The sequence below is a fragment of the Chengkuizengella sp. SCS-71B genome (assembly GCF_040100845.1).
Lineage (GTDB): Bacteria > Bacillota > Bacilli > Paenibacillales > KCTC-33759 > Chengkuizengella.
The window spans coordinates 2,345,873-2,371,552 of record NZ_JAZHSH010000001.1 but is presented as its reverse complement, the minus strand read 5'-3'; the positions used below and the strand labels follow the sequence as shown (position 1 = coordinate 2,371,552).

The 25,680-nt window shown below is 36.6% G+C and carries 27 protein-coding genes; all 27 read left to right on the top strand.

Going from position 1 to position 25,680, the window contains the following annotated elements:
• Window positions 1–2 precede the first annotated feature (2 nt).
• Window positions 3–356, top strand: coding sequence for a hypothetical protein (locus tag VQL36_RS11535; protein ID WP_349249455.1), 354 nt, complete (start codon window positions 3–5; stop codon window positions 354–356).
• Window positions 353–619 carry a hypothetical protein gene (locus tag VQL36_RS11530; protein ID WP_349249454.1) on the top strand — a complete coding sequence of 89 codons (267 nt, stop codon included), beginning with the start codon at window positions 353–355 and terminating at the stop codon, window positions 617–619. The genes VQL36_RS11535 and VQL36_RS11530 overlap by 4 nt, the downstream gene beginning before the upstream one ends.
• Before the next feature lie 160 nt (window positions 620–779).
• Window positions 780–1,193 (top strand): phage tail tube protein, encoded by a 414-nt coding sequence (locus VQL36_RS11525; protein ID WP_349249453.1) that lies wholly within the window; start codon window positions 780–782, stop codon window positions 1,191–1,193.
• A 17-nt stretch (window positions 1,194–1,210) separates the two neighbouring features.
• Window positions 1,211–1,582, top strand: a complete 372-nt coding sequence (locus VQL36_RS11520; protein WP_349249452.1) for a hypothetical protein — start codon at window positions 1,211–1,213, stop codon at window positions 1,580–1,582.
• 11 nt (window positions 1,583–1,593) lie between these two features.
• Window positions 1,594–1,875 carry a phage tail assembly chaperone gene (locus VQL36_RS11515; protein WP_349249451.1) on the top strand — a complete coding sequence of 94 codons (282 nt, stop codon included), beginning with the start codon at window positions 1,594–1,596 and terminating at the stop codon, window positions 1,873–1,875.
• Between the two features lie 53 nt (window positions 1,876–1,928).
• A complete protein-coding gene (locus VQL36_RS11510) occupies window positions 1,929–3,560 on the top strand; it encodes a hypothetical protein (protein WP_349249450.1) in 1,632 nt (543 codons plus the stop codon).
• Window positions 3,557–4,423: a phage tail family protein gene (locus VQL36_RS11505; protein WP_349249449.1), complete on the top strand. Its 867-nt coding sequence runs from the start codon at window positions 3,557–3,559 to the stop codon at window positions 4,421–4,423. The genes VQL36_RS11510 and VQL36_RS11505 overlap by 4 nt, the downstream gene beginning before the upstream one ends.
• Before the next feature lie 3 nt (window positions 4,424–4,426).
• A complete protein-coding gene (locus tag VQL36_RS11500) occupies window positions 4,427–6,556 on the top strand; it encodes a hypothetical protein (RefSeq protein ID WP_349249448.1) in 2,130 nt (709 codons plus the stop codon).
• A 239-nt stretch (window positions 6,557–6,795) separates the two neighbouring features.
• Window positions 6,796–7,941 carry a siphovirus ReqiPepy6 Gp37-like family protein gene (locus VQL36_RS11495; protein ID WP_349249447.1) on the top strand — a complete coding sequence of 382 codons (1,146 nt, stop codon included), beginning with the start codon at window positions 6,796–6,798 and terminating at the stop codon, window positions 7,939–7,941.
• 164 nt (window positions 7,942–8,105) lie between these two features.
• The gene (locus VQL36_RS11490; RefSeq protein WP_349249446.1) at window positions 8,106–8,513 is read left to right on the top strand and encodes a phage tail tube protein; all 408 of its coding nucleotides are present in this window, start codon (window positions 8,106–8,108) and stop codon (window positions 8,511–8,513) included.
• 127 nt (window positions 8,514–8,640) lie between these two features.
• Entirely contained in the window at window positions 8,641–10,338 is a 1,698-nt protein-coding gene (locus tag VQL36_RS11485) for a hypothetical protein (RefSeq protein ID WP_349249445.1), read from the top strand.
• Window positions 10,339–10,342: 4 nt separating this feature from the next.
• Window positions 10,343–11,758, top strand: a complete 1,416-nt coding sequence (locus VQL36_RS11480) for a hypothetical protein (RefSeq protein ID WP_349249444.1) — start codon at window positions 10,343–10,345, stop codon at window positions 11,756–11,758.
• Window positions 11,759–11,768: 10 nt separating this feature from the next.
• Window positions 11,769–12,239, top strand: a complete 471-nt coding sequence (locus VQL36_RS11475) for a hypothetical protein (protein WP_349249443.1) — start codon at window positions 11,769–11,771, stop codon at window positions 12,237–12,239.
• Window positions 12,240–12,244: 5 nt separating this feature from the next.
• Window positions 12,245–14,467, top strand: a complete 2,223-nt coding sequence (locus tag VQL36_RS11470) for a hypothetical protein (protein ID WP_349249442.1) — start codon at window positions 12,245–12,247, stop codon at window positions 14,465–14,467.
• Window positions 14,468–15,091: 624 nt separating this feature from the next.
• Complete coding sequence (locus VQL36_RS11465) at window positions 15,092–15,541, top strand: hypothetical protein (RefSeq protein WP_349249441.1); 450 nt, start codon at window positions 15,092–15,094, stop codon at window positions 15,539–15,541.
• A gap of 21 nt (window positions 15,542–15,562) precedes the next feature.
• Window positions 15,563–15,766, top strand: a complete 204-nt coding sequence (locus tag VQL36_RS11460) for a hypothetical protein (RefSeq protein WP_349249440.1) — start codon at window positions 15,563–15,565, stop codon at window positions 15,764–15,766.
• Window position 15,767: 1 nt separating this feature from the next.
• Window positions 15,768–17,189 carry a phage tail sheath family protein gene (locus VQL36_RS11455; RefSeq protein WP_349249439.1) on the top strand — a complete coding sequence of 474 codons (1,422 nt, stop codon included), beginning with the start codon at window positions 15,768–15,770 and terminating at the stop codon, window positions 17,187–17,189.
• Window positions 17,190–17,208: 19 nt separating this feature from the next.
• A complete protein-coding gene (locus VQL36_RS11450; RefSeq protein WP_349249438.1) occupies window positions 17,209–17,643 on the top strand; it encodes a phage tail tube protein in 435 nt (144 codons plus the stop codon).
• Between the two features lie 30 nt (window positions 17,644–17,673).
• A complete protein-coding gene (locus VQL36_RS11445; RefSeq protein ID WP_349249437.1) occupies window positions 17,674–18,114 on the top strand; it encodes a phage tail assembly chaperone in 441 nt (146 codons plus the stop codon).
• 150 nt (window positions 18,115–18,264) lie between these two features.
• Window positions 18,265–20,694 (top strand): hypothetical protein, encoded by a 2,430-nt coding sequence (locus tag VQL36_RS11440; protein WP_349249436.1) that lies wholly within the window; start codon window positions 18,265–18,267, stop codon window positions 20,692–20,694.
• A 38-nt stretch (window positions 20,695–20,732) separates the two neighbouring features.
• On the top strand, window positions 20,733–21,359 hold the full coding sequence (locus VQL36_RS11435) for a LysM peptidoglycan-binding domain-containing protein (protein WP_349249435.1): 627 nt from the start codon (window positions 20,733–20,735) through the stop codon (window positions 21,357–21,359).
• Window positions 21,356–22,327 (top strand): phage portal protein, encoded by a 972-nt coding sequence (locus VQL36_RS11430; RefSeq protein WP_349249434.1) that lies wholly within the window; start codon window positions 21,356–21,358, stop codon window positions 22,325–22,327. Before VQL36_RS11435 ends, VQL36_RS11430 begins: the two co-directional genes overlap by 4 nt.
• Entirely contained in the window at window positions 22,324–22,641 is a 318-nt protein-coding gene (locus tag VQL36_RS11425; protein WP_349249433.1) for a hypothetical protein, read from the top strand. The genes VQL36_RS11430 and VQL36_RS11425 overlap by 4 nt, the downstream gene beginning before the upstream one ends.
• Window position 22,642: 1 nt before the next feature.
• Entirely contained in the window at window positions 22,643–23,086 is a 444-nt protein-coding gene (locus tag VQL36_RS11420; protein WP_349249432.1) for a DUF2634 domain-containing protein, read from the top strand.
• A complete protein-coding gene (locus VQL36_RS11415; protein WP_349249431.1) occupies window positions 23,083–24,171 on the top strand; it encodes a baseplate J/gp47 family protein in 1,089 nt (362 codons plus the stop codon). The genes VQL36_RS11420 and VQL36_RS11415 overlap by 4 nt, the downstream gene beginning before the upstream one ends.
• Window positions 24,164–25,285, top strand: a complete 1,122-nt coding sequence (locus tag VQL36_RS11410) for a putative phage tail protein (RefSeq protein WP_349249430.1) — start codon at window positions 24,164–24,166, stop codon at window positions 25,283–25,285. Before VQL36_RS11415 ends, VQL36_RS11410 begins: the two co-directional genes overlap by 8 nt.
• 3 nt (window positions 25,286–25,288) lie before the next feature.
• Window positions 25,289–25,669: a phage tail protein gene (locus VQL36_RS11405; RefSeq protein WP_349249425.1), complete on the top strand. Its 381-nt coding sequence runs from the start codon at window positions 25,289–25,291 to the stop codon at window positions 25,667–25,669.
• Window positions 25,670–25,680 lie beyond the last annotated feature (11 nt).

Sequence of the window (25,680 nt, the reverse complement as noted above, 5' to 3'; positions counted from 1 at the left end):
AAATGAAAATTATTCTACCAAACAATGAAAAAATAAAACTAGACACAACGTTAAATTATGAACAAAGGCTTAAAGTCGTCAATGAGCTTTTAGATGAATGGTCTGAATATTTTATAGAAACATGGAAAAAAAGCAAAACAATCGTATGTTTAGAAATATTATCGAACTACTTATGTTTAGTTAAAGATGAAGGCAAAGGGAAATACCAAGAAGATAAATACATTTTATCCTCCCACAAAATGAAAAGGTTAAAGAGAGGCGATAAAAAAATATGTAATTTTTCAGATTTACCGATCGAACATCAGCAGCTAATAGGTTTAGTAGATTTCATGGATGAAGAAGGTGGGAGAGCATGAATGAGATGATGACTTCAATTCCTGTCAATATATATAATACGTTTGAGTTTAATGGAGAAATACATGAGATTGATTCAAATTTGGAGCAGTATAGAGTTAAAGACTTACCAGCAAAACAAGCAAACGGTTCATGGAATGATTGGGTGAATCTAGCAACGATGGATTGTGTCATTGTAATTCAAGATCAAGATCAAATAAACTTTTATGATCAAAAAGGGGAAGACATTACAAAGTTTGTTCATATTGTATTAGGTGATAAATAAAATAATTTTTAAGCATTTAAATTAAACAAACTATAATGGGTTAACTTTTTTAAGGGGGTGGTTATCAAAAAAGTCTGTAGTTTATCACAACGTATAGAAGCGACGAGACTTAGTTTTAAAACTCAAGAAACAAAACAAATAAAAGAGGAGAGATTTAATTATGGCATTAAACGGAATTGATATTGTAATTTTAGCAAACACAGGAACAGAGGCAGAACCGAACTTCACGGTTGTAGGTGGACAAAGAGGAGCTACATTAGAAGAGGTGTCCGAAACAGTAGATGTAACTAATAAAGGTTCCAATGGTTCTTATGAATACGAGTATGGTTTATATGGATTTACGATTTCTGCAGAAGGAGTATACATTCCAGACGATGCTGCTTATGTTGCATTAAAAGATGCAATCCGTAAGAAAGAAAAGGTGTTAGTGCAATGGAAAGAAGGAGCAGGTAACATTGAGCAAGGTTTATGTTTAGTCACTTCTCGATCAGTTGAAGGTCCTTATGACGGCGAAGCAACCTATTCTTTTGAATTTCAAGGCACAGGTACATTAACTACAAATCCAAGCGTTTAATTTAAGGAGGAAATCAATTGATGAGAACAGTTGAGGTTCATTTTGGAGAAACAACAAAACGGTTAAAGTTTGATTTTAATGCTATGTATGAGATCGAAGAAAGCATGGGTAAAGGAATTTCTGCGATTTTAAAAGAAGATCAAATTGGATTCCGAATGATACAAGTTTTCTATTATGCTGGTCTGAAACATGGAAAAGATCGTGGTATCACGCTAGATAATGTAGGTCAATTATTAACAAGTAAAATTCAAGACGAAGAATGCTCATTTGAAGATTTGATGCAGCCCATTTTAAAAGCATTGGATAAATCAGGTCTATTCGGTAAAGGTGTGAAGTTAGATCCATCAGCAGATTATGAGGAAGAGGAAAAAAACACAGTGGGGGTTTAGACTGGGATGAAATGCAGGCATTTGCCTACGGGATTTTAAGTCTGAAACCCCAAGAGTTTTGGTCATTAACCTTAGCTGAATATAATCTGATGATCAAAGGATATGAATTAAGAGAAGAACAAGAGTGGAGAAGAACAGCACAGCTTGCGGCATGGGTGATGTCCCCACACTTGAAACGTCCGATTACAGCGGACAAGTTATTTAAGAAAAAACAAACGAATCAAATCACTAGCCCAGAACAATCCAAACAAGTGCTTAATGAACTGATGGATGAATTTGGGATCGTGCAATAGAGCTTATCTGACATAGGATAAGCTCTATTTTATTTAGAAAGAAGGTGATAAGAGTGGCAATAGACACAAGTTTCTTATCCAATTTAGAACAACAGATTAGTAATCTTCAAACTTCATTTGAAGGTTTAACCGTTTCTGTAGAAGGTTCCTTAACTTCATCCTTAAGTAAGTTAAGTCAACCAACAGAACAAGTCAGTGGAGTAATGAACGGATTCTCGAATGTCATCGGAAGTGATTTAACGAATCTCGTTTCTACCACTTCAGACACCTTAGCTAAGTTTGGCATAGAAAACCAAGCGATAACAGACGGTTTGGCTTCTTTTTCAACTAAAGCACAAAGTGTAGGCACAGTTCTCTCTGAAAAAGCGGGAGCAGTTCAAGCCTTTGGACAAAATATGCAAAACATTACAGATTCGCTGCAGCCTTTGGATGCCCTCATTCCAGGTCTTGGAGAAAAGCTTCCAATGTTATCTGAAGGGATTGGAGCAGCAACTGGGTGGTTTACAGATATGAGTGCTTCTGCAATGGGCGTCGTTGATGGAATTAGTGGGACTATAGGTGCTGTAGATAGTGTAGTAGGAAGCCTCGGACCTTTAGGTGAAACCTTTGGTGCATTGAAAACATCGGTATTATCTTTAATACCTGGTGTATCTGGTTTAAATATTGCCATGTCTCCGATGACGGCGATTGTTTTGGCTGTCATTGCAGCGATAGCAGCGCTAATAGCTATCGGTGTGCTTGTCTATAAAAACTGGGATACGATTTCAGCAAAAGCGACAGAGATTTGGGGGTCAATTAAACAATATTTTATAGAGGTTTGGGAAGGAATTAAGTCCACCTTTACAACACAATTAGAAGCAATAACAGAGTTCATTTCAACGATATGGACTACCATTCAAGAAACGACAATGGAGTTATGGAACGGCATCAAAACCTTTTTCATAGAAATGTGGAGTGGTATCAGCACTCTTTTTACAGAAAGTTTAGAAGAAGTTCAGAAGTTTTTATCCACGACATGGAATGCAATCAAAGATACCGTAGTTGGCTTATGGAATGGTATTGTTGACTTCTTAACGACTACATTTTCGAACATTATAAACACTGTCACTGAAAAGTTTAATAGTGTGAAAGATACCATATCTGAAAAAATGGGTGCCATAAAGGACAATATCTTTGAAGTTTGGGACAACATTAAGGAATTTCTAGAGAATTTTGATTTATTACAGATAGGTAAAGACATTATGCAAGGATTATTAGATGGAATCAGTTCTATGGCATCAAGAATATGGGAAAAGGCAAAAGAGATTGCCGATAAGGTAAAAGATACTATCAAAAGTGCGCTGGGAATTGCTTCCCCTTCTAAAGTTATGAAACAGCTAGGAGAATGGACAGGAGATGGGTTTGTAATTGGACTAGAGCCGACACTTTCTGACCTTGGAAAAATTGATTTTGCAAGACCGATTTCTAACTCTATCTCCAATGGAATCCCACATATACAATCCAACTTAGAGAAATTAGTAGCAATGCCAAGTGTAGCATCACAACAAAATCAATTCGGGCAAGTAAAGGGCGGCATTACCCAAAACATTAACATCCATAGTCCAACCGCATTGTCTCCAATGGATATCAAAAGAAAAACGCTGCAAGCTTCTAGACAATTAGCGTTGGAATGGGGGATTTCATGAGCGAAAAGATGATTTTCACAAATGGAAGAGGAGATTCTATTGAATTAGGACAACAGTCACCGTATTTACTGCAAATGATAGAGGGGCTTGGCGGAAATGAGGTCGAGATACAAACGCAAAAAGCACCTTTCCAAGACGGTTCATCTTATATTGATTCCTTGTTAGATGAAAGAGAATTGAACTTTGAATTAATGATTTTAGTAGAATCCCCATCTGAACTATTTGAGAGAAGAAGGGAATTGTTAAATATATTTAATCCCAAACTAGGCAAAGGCTCTTTACAATACTTGTACCCTGCTGGAACCAAAGAATTAGAAGTAGTAGTGAGTCAGCCTCCTATTTTTCCAGATGGTAGTGGCAATCAAGGATTGAAATATCAGAAAGTGATTTTTAGTTTGTTATCTCCTTCTCCTTTTTGGACGGATGAATCAACTGAAAGTAAACCTTTGGTGGCATGGCTAGGTGCTTTAAAATTCCCATTATCTTTTCCTACTGAGATGGGTACAAGAGGGGATTCAGGAATTTTAAGCAATACTGGAGATGTCGCTTGCCCTGTGGAAATAGAAATTAAAGGATATACGAAAAATCCAATGATTAAAAATAAAACAACAGGGCAATTCATCAAAGTAAATCGTGAAATCGGTTATGAGGAGATATTACAAATATCAACAGCATTTGGAAAGAAAAAAGCTGATATTATTCGGAGTGACGGATCAATAGAGAATGCATTTAACTGGATTAATTTAAACAGTGTTTTCTGGAATTTAGCAGTTGGAGAAAATGAGATTGAATATACGAGTGAATCAGGTGAGAACGATTCAATTGTAAATGTAACATGGAAAAATCAGTACGTGGGGGTGTAGTCATTGGCAGAAAAATATTCATTTTTTAATAGTACAAACGAAGATCAAAGAACGTATGAAGCCCAAGATTGGGCAGATTACTTTAGTAAATTTTTAACTAGTGGAATTTATCATCAAAACAATATTCCAAAACTTGAAGTTAAAGCAGACGGGGATGACATGAGGAGTACCGTCGAAACAGGAAATGCCTTTATTAAGGGATTCAGTTATGAGAATACAAGTGATCTGTATTTAACACATGATTTACCAGAACCAGATATGGATCGAATTGATAGAATTGTTCTTCGACTAGATAAGAATATTTCCAATCGATATGTAAAAGCATTTGTTGTCAAAGGAGTATCCAGTGCAGATCCTCAACCACCCGCATTACAGCGAGATGAATGGATCTATGAAATTAGTCTAGCTCAAGTAAGAGTGATCGCTGGGAAGTCTTTTATTGAACAGTCTCAGATCACGGATGAAAGATTTGATGAGGATTTATGTGGATTGGTATCTTCTCTCATTAGTGTACCTACTAATGAGATGCAACAAGAGTGGGATGCTTTTATGCAAACCATTGAGAATAGCGGGTTTGTACCTAACATTGAAAAAGGTGCAGCAGATGGAGTCGCTACTCTGGATGGAGATGGGAATGTTCCTACTGAGCAGTTGGGGAATATACCAAATCCTCCAGATCCTATTGCAACTAATATTGGTACAGAAAATGGGAGTAATGTACAAATCGAGATTGACAATTTAAAGTCCTCTGTCAGTGATGGGAAAATACTAATCCGAAACGCTATCATTGACAGAGGTGGTACAGTTTCGGATGCTGATGATGATGGAGTATCGACATTTCAAGAGCTTTCTAATGCAATCTCAACGGTATCCCCAAATATTAAAGGGTATATTGAGGCGTCTTGGACTCATTCTGTTAGCTCTACCGGTAATATGATTATTGACATGGGAACTGGCTATAAAAGCTTATATATCAAAGCTGGATGGGAGTATTTCTATATGTATGACCCTGATGTAACAGGTCAATTTAAAATCATAGATTTAGACGGAGTAGTTAAAAGAACTGTTGTATCTACAAACTTGACAATTTCATCGGATTTTAATGTGTTTACATTGGATGATGGAAATGACTTGCTTATTTTCAAAGCATCAATTAACGGAGTTTCAAAAGTCATGGCTTATAACTTCAACTTAGATACACTTCTAGAAATCTATGATGCAAGCATACAGACATGCTCACATATTACTTGTGATGTGCGAAATGGCGACATATATCTTTCTATAAGCGAAGGAGATAACAACTACCATATTAATCATTATTCAATAACAGGCTCGTTGAAAAAGACTTCATTAACTCAAGGTGCTACAACAGGAGATGGTAATTGGTATCCGAGAGGTATTGCATTTGACCACACTAAAGAAGTGCTTGTCATGTGGGGAGTGAGCTCCGAAGATGCAGAAAATAATAATAATGACTTAGTTGAGTGGGATATCTATGGAAATACACTTACACCTCGTGGTATAAGTGGTTTGAGTAATGATTACCCTGATAGTAATACACTGTTCTTTGATGATTATGGAAGATGTCATTACTTTGCTAGATACTACTATCGTCGAGTTAGTCCTGATAGTAAACAAGTTTACACTCATCGTTATAGTTCTTATAGTGTTACTGGTAAAGGTCAAACAAACAGAAATGGAGATACAATCTTTTCATGTAGTTACAGTGATAAGGGATACTTGTTCACTTGGTCTGGAACGGATGATGAGTTGGGTTCGGGTTATTCGAGACGTACTCAAGTTAATGATAGTAATTACCACTACAACTGGTGGTTTTCCTCTGGACTTAATATGCAAGGCAAAGGTGCAGCTTATTCAAAGGGGAAAGATGGTGGTCAAGGTGTTTATGCAGGTATGACTTGTTACAGTTATGCTTATCTGCCGACATCGGGTGAATACTTGATTGGAGTGAAAGAACCGTTAACTGATTTTGCATATATCAACACATTAAACTCAAATCTTTTCGACTATAATTCTTTTAATCGTATCAAATCAGGTGACAAGTTTAATATATCAACTGCAAATAAAATGAAAGGTGCATTTGTTGGAAGATATGTATTCTTAGAAATATAAAGGGGGAAATAAAGTGATGGTGATTTACTTGAGCATCCAGAAATTCTACCAACTTTTGTAGAATCGCTAAATCGACTTTACCTTGAACATATGTATGATAGTCCAAAAGCTTAAGAAGTGGTGTATGCCACCAATAATATCCAAAAATATTACAAATATAAATTCATAACAATAAATATTTCAGAGTAACAAAAGGAACCATATAAAAATGTATAGGTTCTTTTAAATGGAGTGATAAAATGAAACCCATGAGAGTCTTATCTCCAACTATGGAAATTCTTGCTGAAATTGATGATTACGAAAGTCTCATATTCACCAGAAGTTTTCATGAAGTTGGAGAATTTAATTTAACAATTAACCGTCACAAAGAACATACAGACAAACTAATTAAAGGAAACCTCATTATACTAGGTTCAGACTTAAATAAAGTGGGGATTATCAAACATCGTGAGATTGGCTTAGATGAAAGTGGAAAACAATCTGAACAATGGTCTATTAAAGGGATTGAATTAAAAGGGATTGTAGGACAAAGAATTACGATTCCTTTAATAGGTACAGCATATGATTCGGTCGAAGGTAATGTGGAATCTATTATAAAACATTATGTAGTCAAACATATTGTCAATCCTGAAGATGGGAAACGTAAGATGGATATGATTGATATCGCTGAAAACTTAAGTCGAGGCGCAATATTAAAGTGGCAGTCCAGATTTGAGAATCTTTCTGATGAACTTTCTGCGATTTCGTTTGCTTCAGGAATTGGTTGGGGTATGAAGATAGATTTACATCAATTTAAATGGATATTAGATGTTATGGAAGGGCATAATCTTACCACTTCTCAATCGATTCACCCTCCCGTTATATTTAGCCCAGAATTTGATAGTTTAAAATCCTTACAATATTCAGAGAGTGATTACAATGTACGTAATGTTGGCTATGTCGCAGGTGAAGGTGAAGGTTTTGAACGTAGAATCATCAGTGTTGGTGAAACGGAAGGTATTTCTCGTATAGAAACGTTTATAGATGCACGTGATGTTAAAGAAGTAGACGAGGACAAACAACCTATTCCAGAAGATCAGATTATTCAACAACTAAAAGAAAAAGGACAACAAAACCTTCAAGAACTTATTCAAGAGCAGTTTCTTGAAGGACAAATCCTGACTCACTCACCTTTCAAATATGAGGAAGATTACGATCTTGGTGATATAGTAACCGTTCAGAACAAAGACTGGGGTGTAATCATGGATGCTAGAATTACTGAAATTACAGAAATATATGAACCAAATGGATTTCAGTTAGAAGCAACCTTTGGAAATACTAGGCCGACTTTGATATCTAAACTAAAACAAGAACTGAATCAAATAGGTGCAGAAGTTAGAAAATAGTGACAAAAAAGTGGTAAACAAAGTGTTGAAATTGACTTACTTAACAGAAACACTTACAGGAACCTTTAGCAAAACAAAGCATAGTCTAAGGATTTTATAAGTGTTAAATAAAATGATAATTTTCATTTTATTTAAAAAAAATTATGAAGAGGAGAGATTTAATTATGGCATTAAACGGAATTGATATTGTGATTTTAGCAAACACAGGAACAGAGGCAGAACCGAATTTCACGGTTGTAGGTGGACAAAGAGGAGCTACATTAGAAGAGGTATCTGAAACAGTAGATGTAACAAACAAAGGATCCAATGGCTCTTATGAGTATGAATATGGTTTATATGGATTTACGATTTCTGCTGAAGGAGTATATATACCAGACGATGCAGCTTATGTCGTTTTAAAAAATGCAATTCGCACTAAAGAGAAAGTATTGGTGCAATGGAAAGAAGGGGCAGGTAACATCGAACAAGGGTTATGTTTAGTCACTTCCCGTTCAGTTGAAGGTCCTTATGATGGGGAGGCTACGTATTCTTTTGAATTTCAAGGTACAGGTACATTAACTACAAATCCATAAGGTTATTCATAACTACAGAATTATTCAGTAGATTGACCCAAAGTTAATAATTGTAATTTTGGGTTATTTTATAGAGCTTATCTGACATAGGATAAGCTCTATTTTATTTAGAAAGAAGGTGATAAGAGTGGCAATAGACACAAGTTTCTTATCCAATTTAGAACAACAGATTAGTAATCTTCAAACTTCATTTGAAGGTTTAACCGTTTCTGTAGAAGGTTCCTTAACTTCATCCTTAAGTAAGTTAAGTCAACCAACAGAACAAGTCAGTGGAGTAATGAACGGATTCTCGAATGTCATCGGAAGTGATTTAACGAATCTCGTTTCTACCACTTCGGATATCTTGGCTAAGTTTGGTATAGAAAACCAAGCGATAACAGACGGTTTGGCTTCTTTTTCAACTAAAGCACAAAGTGTAGGCACAGTTCTCTCCGAAAAAGCAGGAGCAGTGCAAGCCTTTGGACAAAATATGCAAAACCTTACAGATTCGCTTCAGCCTTTGGATGCCCTCATTCCAGGTCTTGGAGAAAAGCTTCCAATGTTATCTGAAGGGATTGGAGCAGCAACTGGGTGGTTTACAGATATGAGTGCTTCTGCAATGGGAGTCGTTGATGGAATTAGTGGGACTATAGGTGCTGTGGATAGCGTAATAGGAAGCCTCGGACCTTTAGGTGAAACATTTAGTGCTTTGAAAACATCGGTATTATCTTTAATACCTGGCGTTTCTGGTTTAAATATTGCCATGTCTCCGATGACGGCGATTGTTTTGGCTGTCATTGCAGCGATAGCAGCGCTAATAGCTATCGGTGTGCTTGTCTATAAAAACTGGGATACGATTTCAGTAAAAGCGACAGAGATTTGGGGTTCCATTAAAGAATATTTTATAGAGGTTTGGGAAGGAATTAAGTCCACTTTTACAACACAATTAGAAGCAATAACAGAGTTCATTTCAATGATATGGACAACCATTCAAGAAACGACAATGGAGTTATGGAATGGCATCAAAACCTTTTTCATAGAACTGTGGGAAGGCATCAAATTACTATTTACTGAGAATTTAGAAGGAATTGTTACATTTATTACTGAAAAATGGAATTCGATCACAGATACGACGAAGGAATTATGGGAAGGGATTAAAACCTTTTTCATAGAGCTCTGGAGTGGTATCAGCACTCTTTTTACAGAAAGTTTAGAAGAATTACAGAAGTTTTTATCCACGACATGGAATGCAATCAAAGATACCGTAGTTGGTTTATGGAATGGTATTGTTGACTTCTTAACGACTACATTTTCGAACATTGTAAACACTGTCACTGAAAAGTTTAATAGTGTGAAAGAGACCATATCTGAAAAGATGGGTGCCATTAAGGACAATATCTTTGAAGTTTGGGACAATATTAAGGAATTTCTTGACAATTTTGATTTATTACAGATAGGAAAAGACATTATGCAAGGGCTATTAGATGGAATCAGTTCTATGGCATCAAGAATATGGGAAAAAGCAAAAGAGATTGCCGATAAAGTAAAAGATACTATCAAAAGTGCGCTGGGAATTGCTTCCCCTTCTAAAGTTATGAAGCAGCTAGGAGAATGGACAGGAGATGGATTCGCTATTGGGTTAGAGCGTACGATTTCAGATGTTCAAGGTGCTACAGGTACTTTAGCCGCTGCTGCAGTACCAACTTCATTAAATCCTTTAACAGCAAATGTTTCAGGTGATGTGAGAAATTCTATGATTGTTGTAGAACTTGATGGACGACAAATTGCTAGAGGAACACTGCCTCATATGGAAAGAGAAATTAGACTCAAGACAGGATTGAGGTGATGATATGATAATATCCATAGCAAATGAACAAGTAAAGATTCAATATGAATCGATTGAAATTGATGAAGCGATTGGTCAGCGATCAACCGCTTCTTTTACTGTACTAGATTTAAAAGGGCAGTATTATTTCTCTAAAGGTCAAAGAGTTGAGATAAAACAAGACAATAATTCTCTAGTATTTGGTGGTGTCATTGATCGATCTGTTGAAACTTATATTTCTCTAGCTGGTGAAGGAAAGATTCATAAAATTACTTGTACAGATTGGACTTTTTTATCTGATAAAAGAATAATTGCTAGAGCATATGAAAATAAATCAGCGGGTGAAATCGTTCAAGATATTGTAGATCATTTTTTATCTCATGAAGAAGTAAATGTAGGGAATGTACAGGCTGGTCCTAATGTCATTGAAGCCGTATTCAACTATATTCCGATTACTGACGCCATGGATGCGTTAGCAGAGAAAGCAGGTTTTGAATGGTGGATAGATAAACATCGACAGCTACATTTTGTAGATCCTTCAACTTATCCATCTAATATTTATATTAATGAACATTCTCCTATCCGAAATATAGAAGTGGAACCAGCGGGAGAGAAATATCGCAACAAACAGTATATTAAAGCAGGTAGAGATATTACAGATCCACAAACAGAATCTTTTAAAGGGAATGGATCACAGCAATCTTTTACGGTAGGATATCCAATTGCATTAGAGCCAATGATTAAAGTGAACAATGTTGTACAAACGGTTGGATTAAATAGCAGTGATGAAGATAAAAGCTGGTATTGGTCCAAAGAAAGCAATACGATTACCCAGGAGAAATCTGCAACACCTTTAGGGGAACAAGATACTTTAGAAATTACGTATCAAGGGTCTTTTGATATTATTGCTGTAACCTATGATAGTGATGAAGTGATTCAGCGTTCCTCTTTAGAAGGTGGGACAGGAATTCATGAATTTGTAGATGACGATCCTGATGTAAACAGTAGAGAAGCTGCTTTTCAGAGTGCAAATGCAAAGTTAGCGAAGTATGGGAAGATAGGGAAACGAATTAAATTCGAAACAGAATTAAGTGGTCTGCATGCAGGAGAATTACTGCGAATTGAACTCCCAACTTTTAATATTAACGATGATTATCTCATAGAAAGCATAGCGGCAAGTGAGAGAAATGAACGTTTTACTTATACAGTTACTGCGGTTGCAGGAGCTGTGACTGGTGGATGGGTTACATTTTTTAAAGAGATGGCGAATAAAGGGAAAGCTTTTGTGTTGCGGGAAAATATAAGTGAGAACGAAGTTTTAATTTTACTAGAGCAACTTACAGAATCTATCGGTATTCAGGATGAAATGACTTATAGCACCTTTGCTTGTCCTATTCCTAATGTTACGAATTATCCATCTCACGAAATATATCCTTGTTAGGAGGGTTTTTATGATAGAACAATGCGGATATAAAGGAATTGTAAATATTCAAGTCATGAATAAAGACGGTTCATCAGAGGAAATTACAAAAATTACAATACAAAATACAATCACGGATTCTTGGTTGAATGCTGTACGAGATGCAATGATGAATGCAAATTCAGATATAGAGATCAAGTATATTGCACTCGGAGATGATGATTCTGCTCCAAGTGCAACGCAGACAGTACTCGGAAACGAGCGATTCAGAAAAGCAATTACAAAACAAGATGCTGGGACTATAGGAAGGGTTGACTCCTCTTCCTACATCGCTCCTTATGAAGCCAACTTCCATATTAAAGAGGTTGGTTTTTTTGGTGGTTCAGAAGCAACTTCAGAAAAAGGCAGTGGGGTAATGGTTGCTAGAATCTTATACAATCATGAAAAAACAGATGAGGAATCTATTAACATTGTCAGAAGTGATATTTTAGGAAGGGCGTGATAAACATGGCTTATACAAAAACTACGTTTGTAAATGGTAGTGCTCCTGGTATTTCCGCTGAGGAGTTGAATAAGATTGGGGATGGGATTGAGGAGGCTCATAGTAACATTGAGGAGTTAATTGAAAAAGCTAAAATACAAGAGATTAGTGAACAAGACGCCAATATTACGGGTACAGAATACCCAGAAGGTTTAAGTTATTTTCAAACATCAGATGGTGTTTCAATGGGCTATCCTGCTAATTTAATCGTAGTACAGACAATTAGAACAAATTCTCAATACCGTATAACCCAATATGTAACTGATAATTCTAGTGGTGTAAATGGTTATTGGTACAGGATATATAGAGCAGATACAGGGTGGAGTGACTTTAAAAAATTAGCCACAGTTAATGAACAAAACACTTTTACCCAGCCACAAATAATTGAATCACCTGATTTCCCCATGAAGTTTGGAGGAAACCCTGCTAGATCAATAGATGGGGAAAATCATTATAGATTTGATGTTTATGAAGACAAGTTAAGAATACAATCAACCGATAGTAATTATGAGTATGTTGCTGGTATAATTGACTTCCTCCACGATGGTAATATAAAAATGCATCATGATTTTATTAGCTCAATTAGAGTTAAACCTGAAAGAGAAAGTACTAATGCTCATTTATGGTTTAGAGATTATGCCAGTGAGAGTCTTAATAGGGGATTATTATTTTGGGATAAAAGTTCAAACAGCATGAAATTAAGATCTTATAAACAAGATGGGTTGTCCAGTGCGAATGAATTTACGGTCAAAGAAGATAAGACAACTTCAACAAAACAAATTGAAGCACCAGACTTTATTGTAGATGGTGTAAGTTTAAAGCAATCTGTCAGTGATGGGAAAGATCAGATCCGAAACGCTATCATTGACCAAGGGGGAACAGTTTCGGACGTCGGCGCCGATAGCGTCAATACATTCCAAGAACTAACCGACGGCGTGTATAGCGCTGGAATTAAAATGAATGATACCACCGAAAATGATAACTATATTGATCCACTAGGAGGAGTAGGAAAAGGTGATCTTATCAATGTATCTGAAGGAATAGTTGCCAGTTCAACGCACCAATTTTCAACTAGTAGTCTTAATAATAGATATGTTTTTAAAGTGAATGACACACGAATGATAATTCTTCATAATGGGTCAGCAGAACTTTTCGATCTAAATGCAGATGGAAATCTAACGTCCGTGACTAATTTTGTTTGGGCTGAAGGTCGAGTCAATGGTTTTTCGGCGGTACAATTAACAACAACAAGTTATATTGTTGCTTATGATAATGGAGACGCTGGTTATGTGCAAAAGATTCTTCTTGATGGAACAACTCTTAGAACAGGAGGTGCATACTATCACCAATCGGGGAGAACCACAAACTCACAGTTAGGTCGTTTGAATGATACTTATGCCGTCTTAACCTATAATTCGACGGATCGATCTAGTTATGCACGCGGAAAAATTCTGTATTCGGCTACAACCTCCACAAGTGTAAGTCACTATTCGGAATACTCAATTAGAAGCAGTAAAAGTCTTTACATTGAGTTAGTAACACTTTCATCCAGCAAAGCACTAATCACATATAAAAGCGGTGGAAGTAATGGTGATGATGGCTTTGCTCAAGTTTTAAGTTTAAGCACGAGTAGTAGAAGTGTGTCCGCAGGTTCAACCTTTACATTTAACCACTACATGGACAGTTCAAGTAATCTGTTAAAGGTCAGTAGCTCACTAGCTTTAGTGGGTCATTCAGAAAATTCAGAAGCGTATATTTCCCTGCTTTATGTTAGCGGTACATCGGTTTCACTTGTACAAGAATATAAAGTAGACGGGACGGATTATGAAAAAGCGAGATTTATGTTGCTAAATTCGGGAAAAGTAGCTGCTTATTATGCGAAAAAAAATGCTGATGCCACTTACACAGGAACACTTGAAATATTGGAAGTGACTTCAACTGGAATAACCCCACTAGCCAAAACGACTTTAGATTTTGATAGTTTTAATGGCGGTAAAGATTGGGTGGATCTAGGGAACGGAAAACATTTACTTACACATCAACGTCGTGATTCAACGGGATGTGAAGTTTCAATATTCAATGAAGTGGATATCGTAACAAAGGCTGTACGCGATGCAGATGGAAATAAGTCTGCAAAAGGTGTGGTTAAAAGCGTCAACGGGGATCAAGTGACGGTGGTTAAGTTTTAAGGGGGAATGAATCGTGAGAGTAGTAGTTGATTTTAGAGATATCGTTGTCGATATGTTTCATACAGTTAAAATGTTAGATCATTGACAAGTGAAGTTAGTAAATGAATTAGATGTTATTGCCAAGTCTGCAGATCAAAGAGCAAAATCAGCACACCTTAGAATTGACGATATTAAAAAAAGATGACCGAGGTATCGAGTTTGGAAGACGACTGATCTTTGAAAATCGTATACATGGATTGAACAGCTAGTGGGATAGGTAGAGCGTCATAAAAAGGAAAACAAAAATTAATGTCATTCTAGGTGTAGAACCTTCAGGTGATTTTTGTATTAGCTTAGTCTATTTCCTTTAAGCAAAACCTTAAAGTAAAAGAATACGACTTTTTTTGTCGTAACTAAAATGCATGTGAAGAAAAGTAAAGAACTGGATAATTACTCTCGTACTAAAGACGGTGCAAAGAATGTGCACGAGTAATTACATGTTTAATAAATCATGACAACAAACTTAACAAATCTTTATTTCAAATTGACTTACTAATGTAGAAACACAAATTTAATTATCTCTAAAGATAACGAAGGTGTTAAATAAAACAAATATATTCAAGCTCTCAAAAAGGAAGTGATCCATTGGCAACCGAATTAAACGACCCTTGGCTAACTGCACTAGCAGATTGGACAAAAACATTGTACCAAGACAGCACCGTATATCAGACTGAACTCCCACCAGATTACGCAACTCCCTCAATACTATGGAGAGTTACAGAAGTCCAATTAGAACCCGTTACTAAACGTACTTTTTTAATGAAGAAACACGTAGTTACTCATGTGATAAACGAAACCTTATCAGAACAAAACACTCGCATAGTAAATTTATTACAACAACTAAAAGTAGCCAAGAAAATCCAAATAGATGCGAATACAAACAAATATATGACAATTCAAGATTTAAGTGCTTCATTAGAACAAAATCCAATTACTAACGGTCAAATCAACATAACAATGACTAGAATCGTGAGTGATCCAACAGAGGAAGTGCAAACCATGGATCATATTTCATCAACAGGATCGTTAAGTTAACTACGTAAAGGAGGTGAATGAATGGCGAAAGCAAGAAACAAACCTAAACCGAAACCAAGTGCAGCGATGTATCCGAAACAAATTTTCATTGAGCAGTCAAAGCAGATTTTTGGCTGTAATCCCGAAGTAGTTGTAGGCGCGTTGCATGGTCAGTCACAAGCACAATATACAAAACAAGAAGTTGAACAGTACATTGAAAATTTTAAGAATGGAGTGGTGAAGTAAGATGGCAAGTGGAACATGGAGTGAAACGAATAGACCTGTAAGACCTGGATCATATATGAACATCAGAGCACGTGCTTTAGGATCAATTCAATCTGGGACACGTGGGGTAGTAGCAATTCCAGTAAAAGCGAACTGGGGACCAGTAAAAGAAATCGCAGAAATTACAAGTGAAAGTGAATTAATTGCAACATATGGTAGTGACATTACAGACGATTTCACAGCTTATGAGTGCATCCGACTCATATTATTGGGTTCAGCAAGTAAGGTTCTTGCATACAGATTAGCAGATTCTTCTGCGGCAAAAGCCTCTGTAGCTTTAAGTAATGGATCAATAGATACAGTGAAACTCGAAACAAAATATGAAACTACTAGAGATTTTAACGTAACGGTAAGAGATAATCTTGTAGATAGTAACAGTAAAGACATCGTGTTATACGAAGGAAATACTCAACTTTATGTATTTACAGTGAGTAATACAATCTCTGCGGATGAAATAGTAGATTTCTTAAATGCAGAAAAAGAAAACAATTGGATTACAGCACAGAAACTAGCAGATGGAACAGGTTTACAAGATGTAGCTAACATTTCTCTTGCAAATGGGGATGCAGGTGTGTCTGCTATCACAAACGCAGACTATATCACAGCAACCTCTGCTTTTGAAGCCAACGATTTTAATGAATTTACATTAGATGGCGCAGAGGATGCAGCGTTGAAAACATCTGTAGTCGCTTGGATTAATCGTTTAAGGACGGAAGGAAAAATGGTGCAAGCATCATTAGGGGGTTCTTTAACAGAAGATACTGACATTAACAATGCCAATACCCGTTCAGCTTTATATAACCATGAGGCAATTAAAAATGTAGGGGTTAGTGCGAAGTTAGACGGAAAATTGTATTCCAGTGCCAAGGTAGCATGTTTTATTGCAGGACTAAATGCTGGACAATCTTTACGTGAAAGCTTGACGTATGCTGTGACACCTTTTGAAGACGTATCTCCACGTTTAACACACAATCAAGTTGTGAGTGCATTGCAAGCTGGAACAATCGTTTTAGTTCATGATGGTGAGAAGGTTGTAATCGAGCAAGGGATCAACACTTTAACTTCACTTAATGGAGAACAGAATAACTCATTCAAAAAGTGTAAAGCTGTTCGTGTCATGGATGCAATCAAAACAGATACATCATCTTATGATCAAGATAACATTGTAGGAAAACTAGCCAATAACGAAGATGGACAAGCTGCCTTTTTATCCAGTCGTAAACAATATTTTGAAACACTCGTTCAAGCAGGACTTATTAATGACTTTACCGTAGAGGTAGATCAAGATAAACAAACTGGAGCAAACGGTGATGAGTTTTATTGGAAATGGGAAGCAACAATCGTAGACATGATGGAAAAAATCTATGGCACAGGTAATGTGTAATAAAAGGAGGAAAAGTTGAATGTTAGAATCTGAACGTTTAATAAATGGTACATACGGCGAATTATGGGAAGATGGTGCACATCAACAAAACGTAGATGGTGTAACCGCAGAAGTAACTTTAGAATACGCCGATGTCAAATTATCTGGGGACCGCTGGAAACATTATAAACTAACTTCTATTGCTGGATCAGGTACGATCACTGGTTTCAAAGTAACATCTGACATGATTCAATCCCATAGTTGGGCAGAAGGTCCAAGAGGTGTACCTACAAAAACAGAACTGATTTCAAAATTAGATGATCCAGAAGCACATGGGCATGAGCGTGTCCGTTTGAAAAATGTAAAATTTGATAAAATCTTTTTAGCAAACTGGAAAGTTGGCGAGATCGTTAAGGAAGAAATTCCATTTAAGTTTAGTGGATTTGAAGTTTTAGATCCAATCGAAGCAGTTTAATTATAACTAAAAAAATAGGAGGGTGTTAGGATGAGTGAACAAGTTCAATTTAATGAAAATGACATTCTAAACAAACTATTAACAGCAAGTGAGAATTTACCAGAGAAGACAATCCGAATTCCAAGACTAGGGTTGTCTTTTTTAATGCGTGGACTCAAAGAACAGCAAATTGAAGATTTAGAAAGAAGATATACCGAAGTAAAAATGAATCGTGGAAAAGAAGAAAGAGAGTTAGATCGAGCTAGATATTCCAGAGCTTTAATTAACGCTTCTACCATCGCCATTGGTGGGGATTCAAACGTGAAATGGGATCACCCAGCCCTCCTTGACAAGTATAAAGCTTCAGCTGCAGAACAAGTTATCAAGAGAGCACTGCTGCCAGGAGAAATTAATTCACTTGTAGATGTTGTATTAGAATTATCTGCTTATTTTGATGAACCTGAAGAGGTAGAAGAGGTAAAAAACTTCTAAACAAACGGGGATTAATCTTCCTCGTTTGGGAATCAGCAAAAGCTTTAGGAAAGACGCCCGCAGAAATTTGGGCGCTTCCTATATCTGAAAAAAGATTTATTTTTGAAGCTTTACGTTATGACTTAGAAAATAATCAGGCTAGTAGAGGTGGTGATAACACTGGTCAATAACGAAATTATAATAGACTTAAATGATGAAGAGATCATTCAAAGTATTGAACAAACGGAAGAACGACTTACTCGATTTTTTGAACGCACAGAACGTAGGGTTCAAAACTTATCTAGGTCATCTGTTGATATTGAATTCACCATCGAAGATCGTTTCACATTCATTTTTGAACATATTCAGAGCTCACTGTTAAAACTTGAAGGAAGCAGCATCCGCCCTACAATTGAATTAGTAAACAATGTAACGGGGTCATTGGAGGAAATTGAACAAAAAGCAACGGATCTTTCATCTAAAACATGGAATGTGGTAGTCGATCTATCTGGTGATGCCTTAAAAACTTTACAAAACATGAAAAAAGAGCTTGCTAGCTTACCTAAAGAATTAAAGATCAAACAAGTGATCGAAACAGAAGAAATCTTTACTCCATCTGCATCCTTAGATTCATCCAGATCAACTTCTACAAGAGGTAAGAAACAAAGATCATCTAAAAGAAGAACCCCATCTAAATCGATTAGGAATTCTAAAAAAAATAAAAAGAGAAACCGAAATGTTAAAGGTAAAAAATCGATAGATTTTAATCCAATAGATGTGATGGATCGAGCAGTTGATTTTATAAATGCTTCTCCGGATGAAAGAATCGAAATGATAGCAGACTTCGCTTTAAATGAAATAGCCATCCCAAATAAAAAATCTAAACGTTCTACCAAGAAAAAAAATCTGAAGTCACGTTCTTCAAAACAACTCACTAAGCCATCTCAAAAAAATATACCTTCTCAATCTACTAAAAAGCTGCCAACCCTTTCTTCAAAAATGAAAATCCCATCCAAATTAAAGAGAATTGCTTCCAAAGGAAGTAAATTTCTTGGTAAAGCTTCTGCTCCTTTAAATGTAGCTATGGGAATCAAAGACCTTATAAACGCTAAAAAAGGAGAAAGAGCTAAAGTTACGGGAGACATAGTTGGAAGTGCAGCAGGTGGTTTAGTAGGTGCAAAAGCAGGAATTATGATCGGTGGTGCGATTGGTTCCATTATCCCAGGAGCAGGAACTGCAATTGGTGCTGCCGCAGGTGGGTTGATAGGTGGTGCAGTTGGTGCAATTGGTGGAAGTAAGATAGGTTCAAAAATAGGTGAGTTTGCAAAAACCAAGGTAGGCGGTTTCTTTGACAAAGGAAAAAATTTATTTAACAAAATCCCAAAAACAACGAGAAGTAAGTTGTCTTCAATTAAAAATTCACCCTCTTCCTCTAAAAAAGTACTTGGAACACTAGCAGGTTCAATTATCGGAATAAAAGGAATGAGTGATAAATCCGATTCTCTTAAAAGTATGAACTCGTTCTTAGGGTACGCAGCAACAGGAATGGAAGAAGTGTTTAAAAATCTGGAAAACAAAGATTTACAAAAGAATCCGAATACCAAATCAAAGTGGACAAAATTTAAAAGATTCTCTAAAGGATTAGGAATCCTCTCTACTGGCATTACAGCAGGTATTGGAATCAAAGAAGTTATGGAGACACCTAAAAATGAAAGACCGAAAAAGATTGGACAAGTAGTTGGAAATATTTCTGGTGGTGTAATAGGTACAATTGGAGGCGGTGCGTTATCCGCTATTCCTGGTGCTGGACCAGTTTTAGGACCCATCGGAGCTGTTGCAGGGTATCATTTTGGTGGACTTCTAGGAGAAAAAGCAGGAGGTTGGATCGGAGAAAAGATCGGCAATATCGATACGAAACATGTGATGAGTCAAATAAACAAAATGAAAAATACTGCAACAGAGAAAACAACTGAAATGGTCAGCAACCTTGTTTCAAATTTTAAAGAACTGCCGAATGCATTTGATGAACATTGGAGTGGTATGAAAGAAACCGTTACTAACAATATAAACAAAATCGATGAGACAATCGGGAAACATTGGAGCAAACTGCAAGCTCAAACGGATACAATTTGGAACGAAATAAAAGGTTCGATTTCAAACCATGTTAGAGAAGCTTATCATTCTGTTTCTTATTGGATGAATCAAATCGATGCTTTAATGAAATCAACCCCACAATCTAACGTTAACATTCCAAATACAAATACAAATAACGTTATACCTTTTCCTACGACTCCTACTATTCCAAAACAAAGAGCAAAGTACCCGTTAACTCCAAATCTATCTCCTTTTATCAACGAGAACAATGTTCTGCCTTTTTCTCATGATCCTAAACAAAACCCTTATCTAAACATACAGTCTGTAAATGCATCTTTAGAAAAGGATAACGTCAATGTTTATCAAGAAAAAGGGTTGAATATTGAAATCAATGTTGAAAGCTTCACAATGAAACAAAGTTCAGAAATCAATTACGATGAAATTGCACAAGAAGCTGGTCAAAGGTTTGCAATAGAAATCAAAAAAGTGATTGAAAATACGGCATAAGGGGAATTTTTGAACCATCCCATAAAGGAAGTGATTAGGTGGATTTTATATTTATTGAACCTAATGGTGGCGAACTTAGACTTCCTGTATCACCGAGTCAACTTACGGTTCGTCATCAGCAGCATAAAGAAACGATTCAGTTTATAACTAAAGGAGAAGTAGATTTTCCAAAAGGCAAAAAAATCGATGAAATCAGCTTCTCCTCTTTTTTCCCACTTTATTATGATGAAAGTTATTGTCAATATAAGGACTTTCCTACTCCACTTGAAGCTACAACAATGCTAAATGGCTGGATTGAATCAAAAAAGCCCGTTCGACTTGTCATTTCACAAATTGATTTAAGCATGTTGGTATTCATAGATGGTTTTACCACTACATACAAAGGAGGGGAGCCAGGGGACATTTATTATGATTTAACTTGTAGAGAATGGAGAGAAGTCAGTATCAAACAAGTGAATACGTTAAAACAGACAACTAATCGATCCGATACAAAAAAAACCTCCTCTATCTATGTAGTTAAATCAGGTGATTCCCTATATCGCATTGCTAAAAAGGAACTTGGCTCAGGTCCTCGTTGGTCTGAAATTTATCAGTTAAACAAAGGGGTTATAGGTAACAATCCAAACCTTATTTACCCTGGACAAAAGCTGGTGATGCCCTCATGACCTTTCAAGTGGTATTAAATCAAGATAGGGATATTACAGATTTAATTGAGAAACTATCATTGACAGATTCCATGGATCAAGTTGCTTATTCCGCTGAATTAACGCTAATCGTTACAGAGGATTTGCAGAAAACAGGCATTCATAATGGGCAAACGATTCAAGTATTTGTGCAAGAGTCTGACTCGACTACACAAACCGAAGTGATTCATGGAGTCATTTGGCATATTGAAAGTACGAAAAGAGCCACAAAACGATTAGAAATCACAGTCTATGATTTGAGTAAATATTTAACTGAAAGCGAAGAAGAATATTTGTTTACTTCAGGTCAAACGGCAAATCAACGTTTAAAAGAATACGCAAATGATTGGAATATCCCCTTGTGGAAAGTACCAGATACTCAAATTTCTTTAGCAAAAAGTAACATTGCGGTGAAAAAACTTTCCTCTTGGATTCAAAGTGACCTTCATGAAACAGCCAACAAAGGTGGTAAGTTATATCGAGTCAGAATGTGGCCCAAAGGCTTGGAACTTTTCGAGTTAGGTTCAAATGAAGTAGTTTGGGAAATCAACGAAGATATTTTTGAAGAAATAAAACAAACTCGTACATTAAACAACATTGCAACAAAAGTGAAGGTATTAGGGAAAAGTCAGGACAAACAATCTTCCCCAGTGCTTGCTGTTGAAGAAGGGGAAACGAATAAATACGGTACATTGCAAAAGATTATTCAAGACAGCAATATGACTACAGCTACAGAAGCAAAAAAAGCAGCGCAAGCCAAACTGAGTGGATACCAAGAGAATTTTTCCGCTGTAACGGTTGACATCCATTCCATTCGCGCAGGTGATTTAGTTCATATTAACAATTTAGATTTAATCGTGACCTTTGTTCGACATGAGTTAGGTAATCCGGGTCGGATGGAGATTAAGATGGGATCAAATGAATATGTGAAACGGAGGTATTTTACATGAGCAGTGTATTTCAAGATGCAGTATATGAAATGAAAAATTTAGTCAAATCCAATCTCCCCATGCCTTCTGTTCACTTTGGTACCATAACCTCTACTAGAGGCGTGAAGTTAGATCAGAACAAACATGAAATTCATGATCCTTATTATGCGGCTAATTTAAAAACAACTATAACCTTCGAACAACCTAATGAATATATGCCATCAAAAGCTGAAGCTGAGATCGATATAAAAAGTCAATTTGAAAAAGGTGATCGAGTACTTTGCTGCATCGTAGATGGCAAACAGGTAGTTATCTTAAGCAAGGTGGTGAAATAAAATGGCGAGTTTATTTCCAGAATCCATCCCATTTGAAGAACAACAAATTACAGAACAAGAAAGCGAACGATCCAAGAAAACTTGGGCTTTCGATTTTGAAAAAGGGGATTTTGTGAGAACACCAGATGGCAAAACTCCTTTTATAGAAGGCATTGACGCTTATAAACAATGGGTCATGTTTATTTTGTCTACACCACGTTATCGACATTTAGCTTATCCTCGTGATTATGGGCATGAATTTGATGATTTAATTTACCGCAATCTTCCTAGAGAAGCCAATGAAAGTGAGTTGAAAAGAATCATTACAGAAACGTTAATGGTTAATCCACAAACGAAAGAAGTTGGCGATTTTTCATTTTCATGGGAAGGAGATACAGTCGGTTATCAATTTACTGTTCGAACAATTTGGGGAGAAGAACAACTTGAAGGGAGGTTGATCGCATGAGTATAGAACTTCCAGATTTTTTACAAGACCAAACTGAAGAGAACATTCATCAAAGAATGTTAGAGCAGGTTCCCACCTCAATCGACACTTCAGAAGGAGAATTATATTACACTTTAACAAGGCCAACTGCCATTGAAAAAGCCGAAATGATCGAAATGCAGTTTAAAGGGATGTTGGAAATGGCGTTTCCTCAATTCGCTTCAAGTACCTATTTGGATTACCATGCTGAGATGAAAGGGGTCAAACGCAAACAAGCTCTGAAAGCCACTGGAATGATTTGTTTTAAAGGGGCAGCAGGTACATTTATTCCGGCAGGAACTGTTGCTGCTACCGCTTCAGATGGACACGTTTCCTCTATTGAATTTGTGACAACCGAGGAAGCCACTGTACCAGACACAGGAGAAGTAGAGGTTCAGATTGAAGCCATTGAAGCAGGCACGATTGGTAATGTCGTTATTGGTGCAATTCAAATTCTGTCTTCTTCCGTAAACGGCATCGTGCATGTGGAAAATCGGGAGCAGACCTCTGGGGGTACAGAGGCGGAAAATGATGAAAGTCTTCGCTTGCGTATTTTAGAAGAAAATAAAAATCAATCGTACGTAGGCAACATGAACGACTATCTCCGTTGGGCACAAGAAGTGGATGGAGTAGGGCAAGTATTTATTTTTCCTGAATTAGACGGTCCAGGCACCGTTGAGATTGTCGTATTAGACGCAAATGGAAATCCTGGTAATGAAGCTTTAATCCAAGATGTACAGGAGAAGATTAATGAAAATGCGGGGATCGGTGTCAAAGCCATTGTGAAATCTCCTACAGAATATCCAGTGCATTTGTCTTTTACATTAACGTTATATGCAGGAACCAATGAGACAGAAGTAAAGGAAAACATCATCCAAAACATTAGAACCGTCATCTCAAACATTGAAATTGGAGGCAGCATCATTCATTCCAAAATAGGGGCAGCGATTTCTTTTACAGCAGGTGTATTAGATTATAGCAATTTGCTCATCAATGGCAGTGAAAATAACATTGCACTTCCTGATTCCAACGTCGCTGTATTAGGAGATGTGAGTATGAATGAATAAAATAGAAGAAGAAATTTTACAAACGAGTGACAGTGGAAAAAGAATAATTCAATACGTTTCTCCGATTTTGCAAAACAGTCTGTTTGTACAAAGAGTATTTGAGAAAATAGGGACGGAGTTTGATCAGCTTCACGAATGGGCAGCAGATATACAGCTGCAGTTATTCCCGCAAACTGCAACTTGGGCGTTGTCTTATTGGGAGGAAGCTTATGGTCTCCCTGTGAATGAATTGAAAGATGATGAATTCCGAAGAAATCGAATTTTATCTACGATTCAAGCGAAAACCCAACAGCCGCTTACACGTGAACGTTTTAAAACAATCATTTCAAGTGCTGCAGGGGACTTACCTGTAGAGATCATCAGTCATTTTGATGAAGCAGGACAGGAACTAACAGATTACACATTTAAAGTGCTCATCAAAGCACTGGAGCAGGATTCTATTGACAATGAACTTGTGAAGTTTGTCAAACAAGTTATATATGAGATGAAACCGGCACATTTGTCTTATGAATTCTTTTTACGAGTATTGCTTACATTAGAGATGGACGTATCTCATGCGACTAAAATGGTTCTGCTTCAGCAAATAGCTACGGAAATCAGCTATAGCTATGCTAAACAAGAAACAATTCGTTTCAAGGCCGGTTTTATTGGACCAGGAACTTATCCTTTTACCCCTAATGCAGATGGAAGATATTTAGATGGATCTTGGGGCTTGGATGGTTCTTTTTTTAGTGATGGGGAAAATCCAGAGGGTATGAAGCATTACGTCTCTCAATCTGAGAAATTTTACACCCATATAAAGCTTTTAGTATTCACCGCGGTCTATCTTGATTATGAAAGCTATACATTGCTCAAAACACAAGTGAAAACGTTATTTGATTTCTCTTATTCTAACTCCAGTCACATGCATGTAAAAGCAGGCTTGGTGGGTGCAGGTGCATTTCCATTCGCTGAATCTAACGGTTTGTACTTAGATGGTTCCTCCGTTATGGATGGCAGTTTTATGTTAGACGGGAAAAATCCACTTGGAATAAATCATTATATGAAACAATCTGACAAACTTAGCATGAGAACGTACGTTCAAAATAATTTATTTAATGAAGAGGTGGTTTAACACATGGCAAGTGTAAAAACAAACAAAGGCAGAGAGAAATTAGCAAAAGCTCATGCCGGAAATATCTCATTACCCAAAGTGACAAAAATCGTTTTCGGTACAGGAGGTACAGATGGGAATGGTACGCCAAAATCGTTAACAGGGAATGAAAGTGCACTATTTAATCAGGTGATTTCTAAAAATGTAACGAAAAGTTTTCCTGACAACTACACCGCTAGATATTCTGTAAGTATAAATGCAGATGCTGACAATTTAATAGGTAAAAACATTAACGAAGCTGGTTTAATCGACGCAGACAACCATTTAGTCGCCATGAAAACCTTTACAAATAAAGGGTTAGACACTGGTACAACCATCGAATTTGATTACGATGCAGAATTTTAAGAAAGCGAGGT

Coding starts and splice junctions, on each gene's coding strand:
- VQL36_RS11530 (WP_349249454.1), top strand. CDS start 353: ATGAATGAGATGATGACTTCAATTCCTGTCAATATATATAATACGTTT.
- VQL36_RS11480 (WP_349249444.1), top strand. CDS start 10,343: ATGATAATATCCATAGCAAATGAACAAGTAAAGATTCAATATGAATCG.
- VQL36_RS11405 (WP_349249425.1), top strand. CDS start 25,289: ATGGCAAGTGTAAAAACAAACAAAGGCAGAGAGAAATTAGCAAAAGCT.
- VQL36_RS11420 (WP_349249432.1), top strand. CDS start 22,643: ATGGCGAGTTTATTTCCAGAATCCATCCCATTTGAAGAACAACAAATT.
- VQL36_RS11475 (WP_349249443.1), top strand. CDS start 11,769: ATGATAGAACAATGCGGATATAAAGGAATTGTAAATATTCAAGTCATG.
- VQL36_RS11445 (WP_349249437.1), top strand. CDS start 17,674: ATGAGTGAACAAGTTCAATTTAATGAAAATGACATTCTAAACAAACTA.
- VQL36_RS11430 (WP_349249434.1), top strand. CDS start 21,356: ATGACCTTTCAAGTGGTATTAAATCAAGATAGGGATATTACAGATTTA.
- VQL36_RS11535 (WP_349249455.1), top strand. CDS start 3: ATGAAAATTATTCTACCAAACAATGAAAAAATAAAACTAGACACAACG.
- VQL36_RS11450 (WP_349249438.1), top strand. CDS start 17,209: ATGTTAGAATCTGAACGTTTAATAAATGGTACATACGGCGAATTATGG.
- VQL36_RS11415 (WP_349249431.1), top strand. CDS start 23,083: ATGAGTATAGAACTTCCAGATTTTTTACAAGACCAAACTGAAGAGAAC.
- VQL36_RS11460 (WP_349249440.1), top strand. CDS start 15,563: ATGGCGAAAGCAAGAAACAAACCTAAACCGAAACCAAGTGCAGCGATG.
- VQL36_RS11490 (WP_349249446.1), top strand. CDS start 8,106: ATGGCATTAAACGGAATTGATATTGTGATTTTAGCAAACACAGGAACA.
- VQL36_RS11455 (WP_349249439.1), top strand. CDS start 15,768: ATGGCAAGTGGAACATGGAGTGAAACGAATAGACCTGTAAGACCTGGA.
- VQL36_RS11425 (WP_349249433.1), top strand. CDS start 22,324: ATGAGCAGTGTATTTCAAGATGCAGTATATGAAATGAAAAATTTAGTC.
- VQL36_RS11515 (WP_349249451.1), top strand. CDS start 1,594: ATGCAGGCATTTGCCTACGGGATTTTAAGTCTGAAACCCCAAGAGTTT.
- VQL36_RS11410 (WP_349249430.1), top strand. CDS start 24,164: ATGAATAAAATAGAAGAAGAAATTTTACAAACGAGTGACAGTGGAAAA.
- VQL36_RS11470 (WP_349249442.1), top strand. CDS start 12,245: ATGGCTTATACAAAAACTACGTTTGTAAATGGTAGTGCTCCTGGTATT.
- VQL36_RS11495 (WP_349249447.1), top strand. CDS start 6,796: ATGAAACCCATGAGAGTCTTATCTCCAACTATGGAAATTCTTGCTGAA.
- VQL36_RS11505 (WP_349249449.1), top strand. CDS start 3,557: ATGAGCGAAAAGATGATTTTCACAAATGGAAGAGGAGATTCTATTGAA.
- VQL36_RS11525 (WP_349249453.1), top strand. CDS start 780: ATGGCATTAAACGGAATTGATATTGTAATTTTAGCAAACACAGGAACA.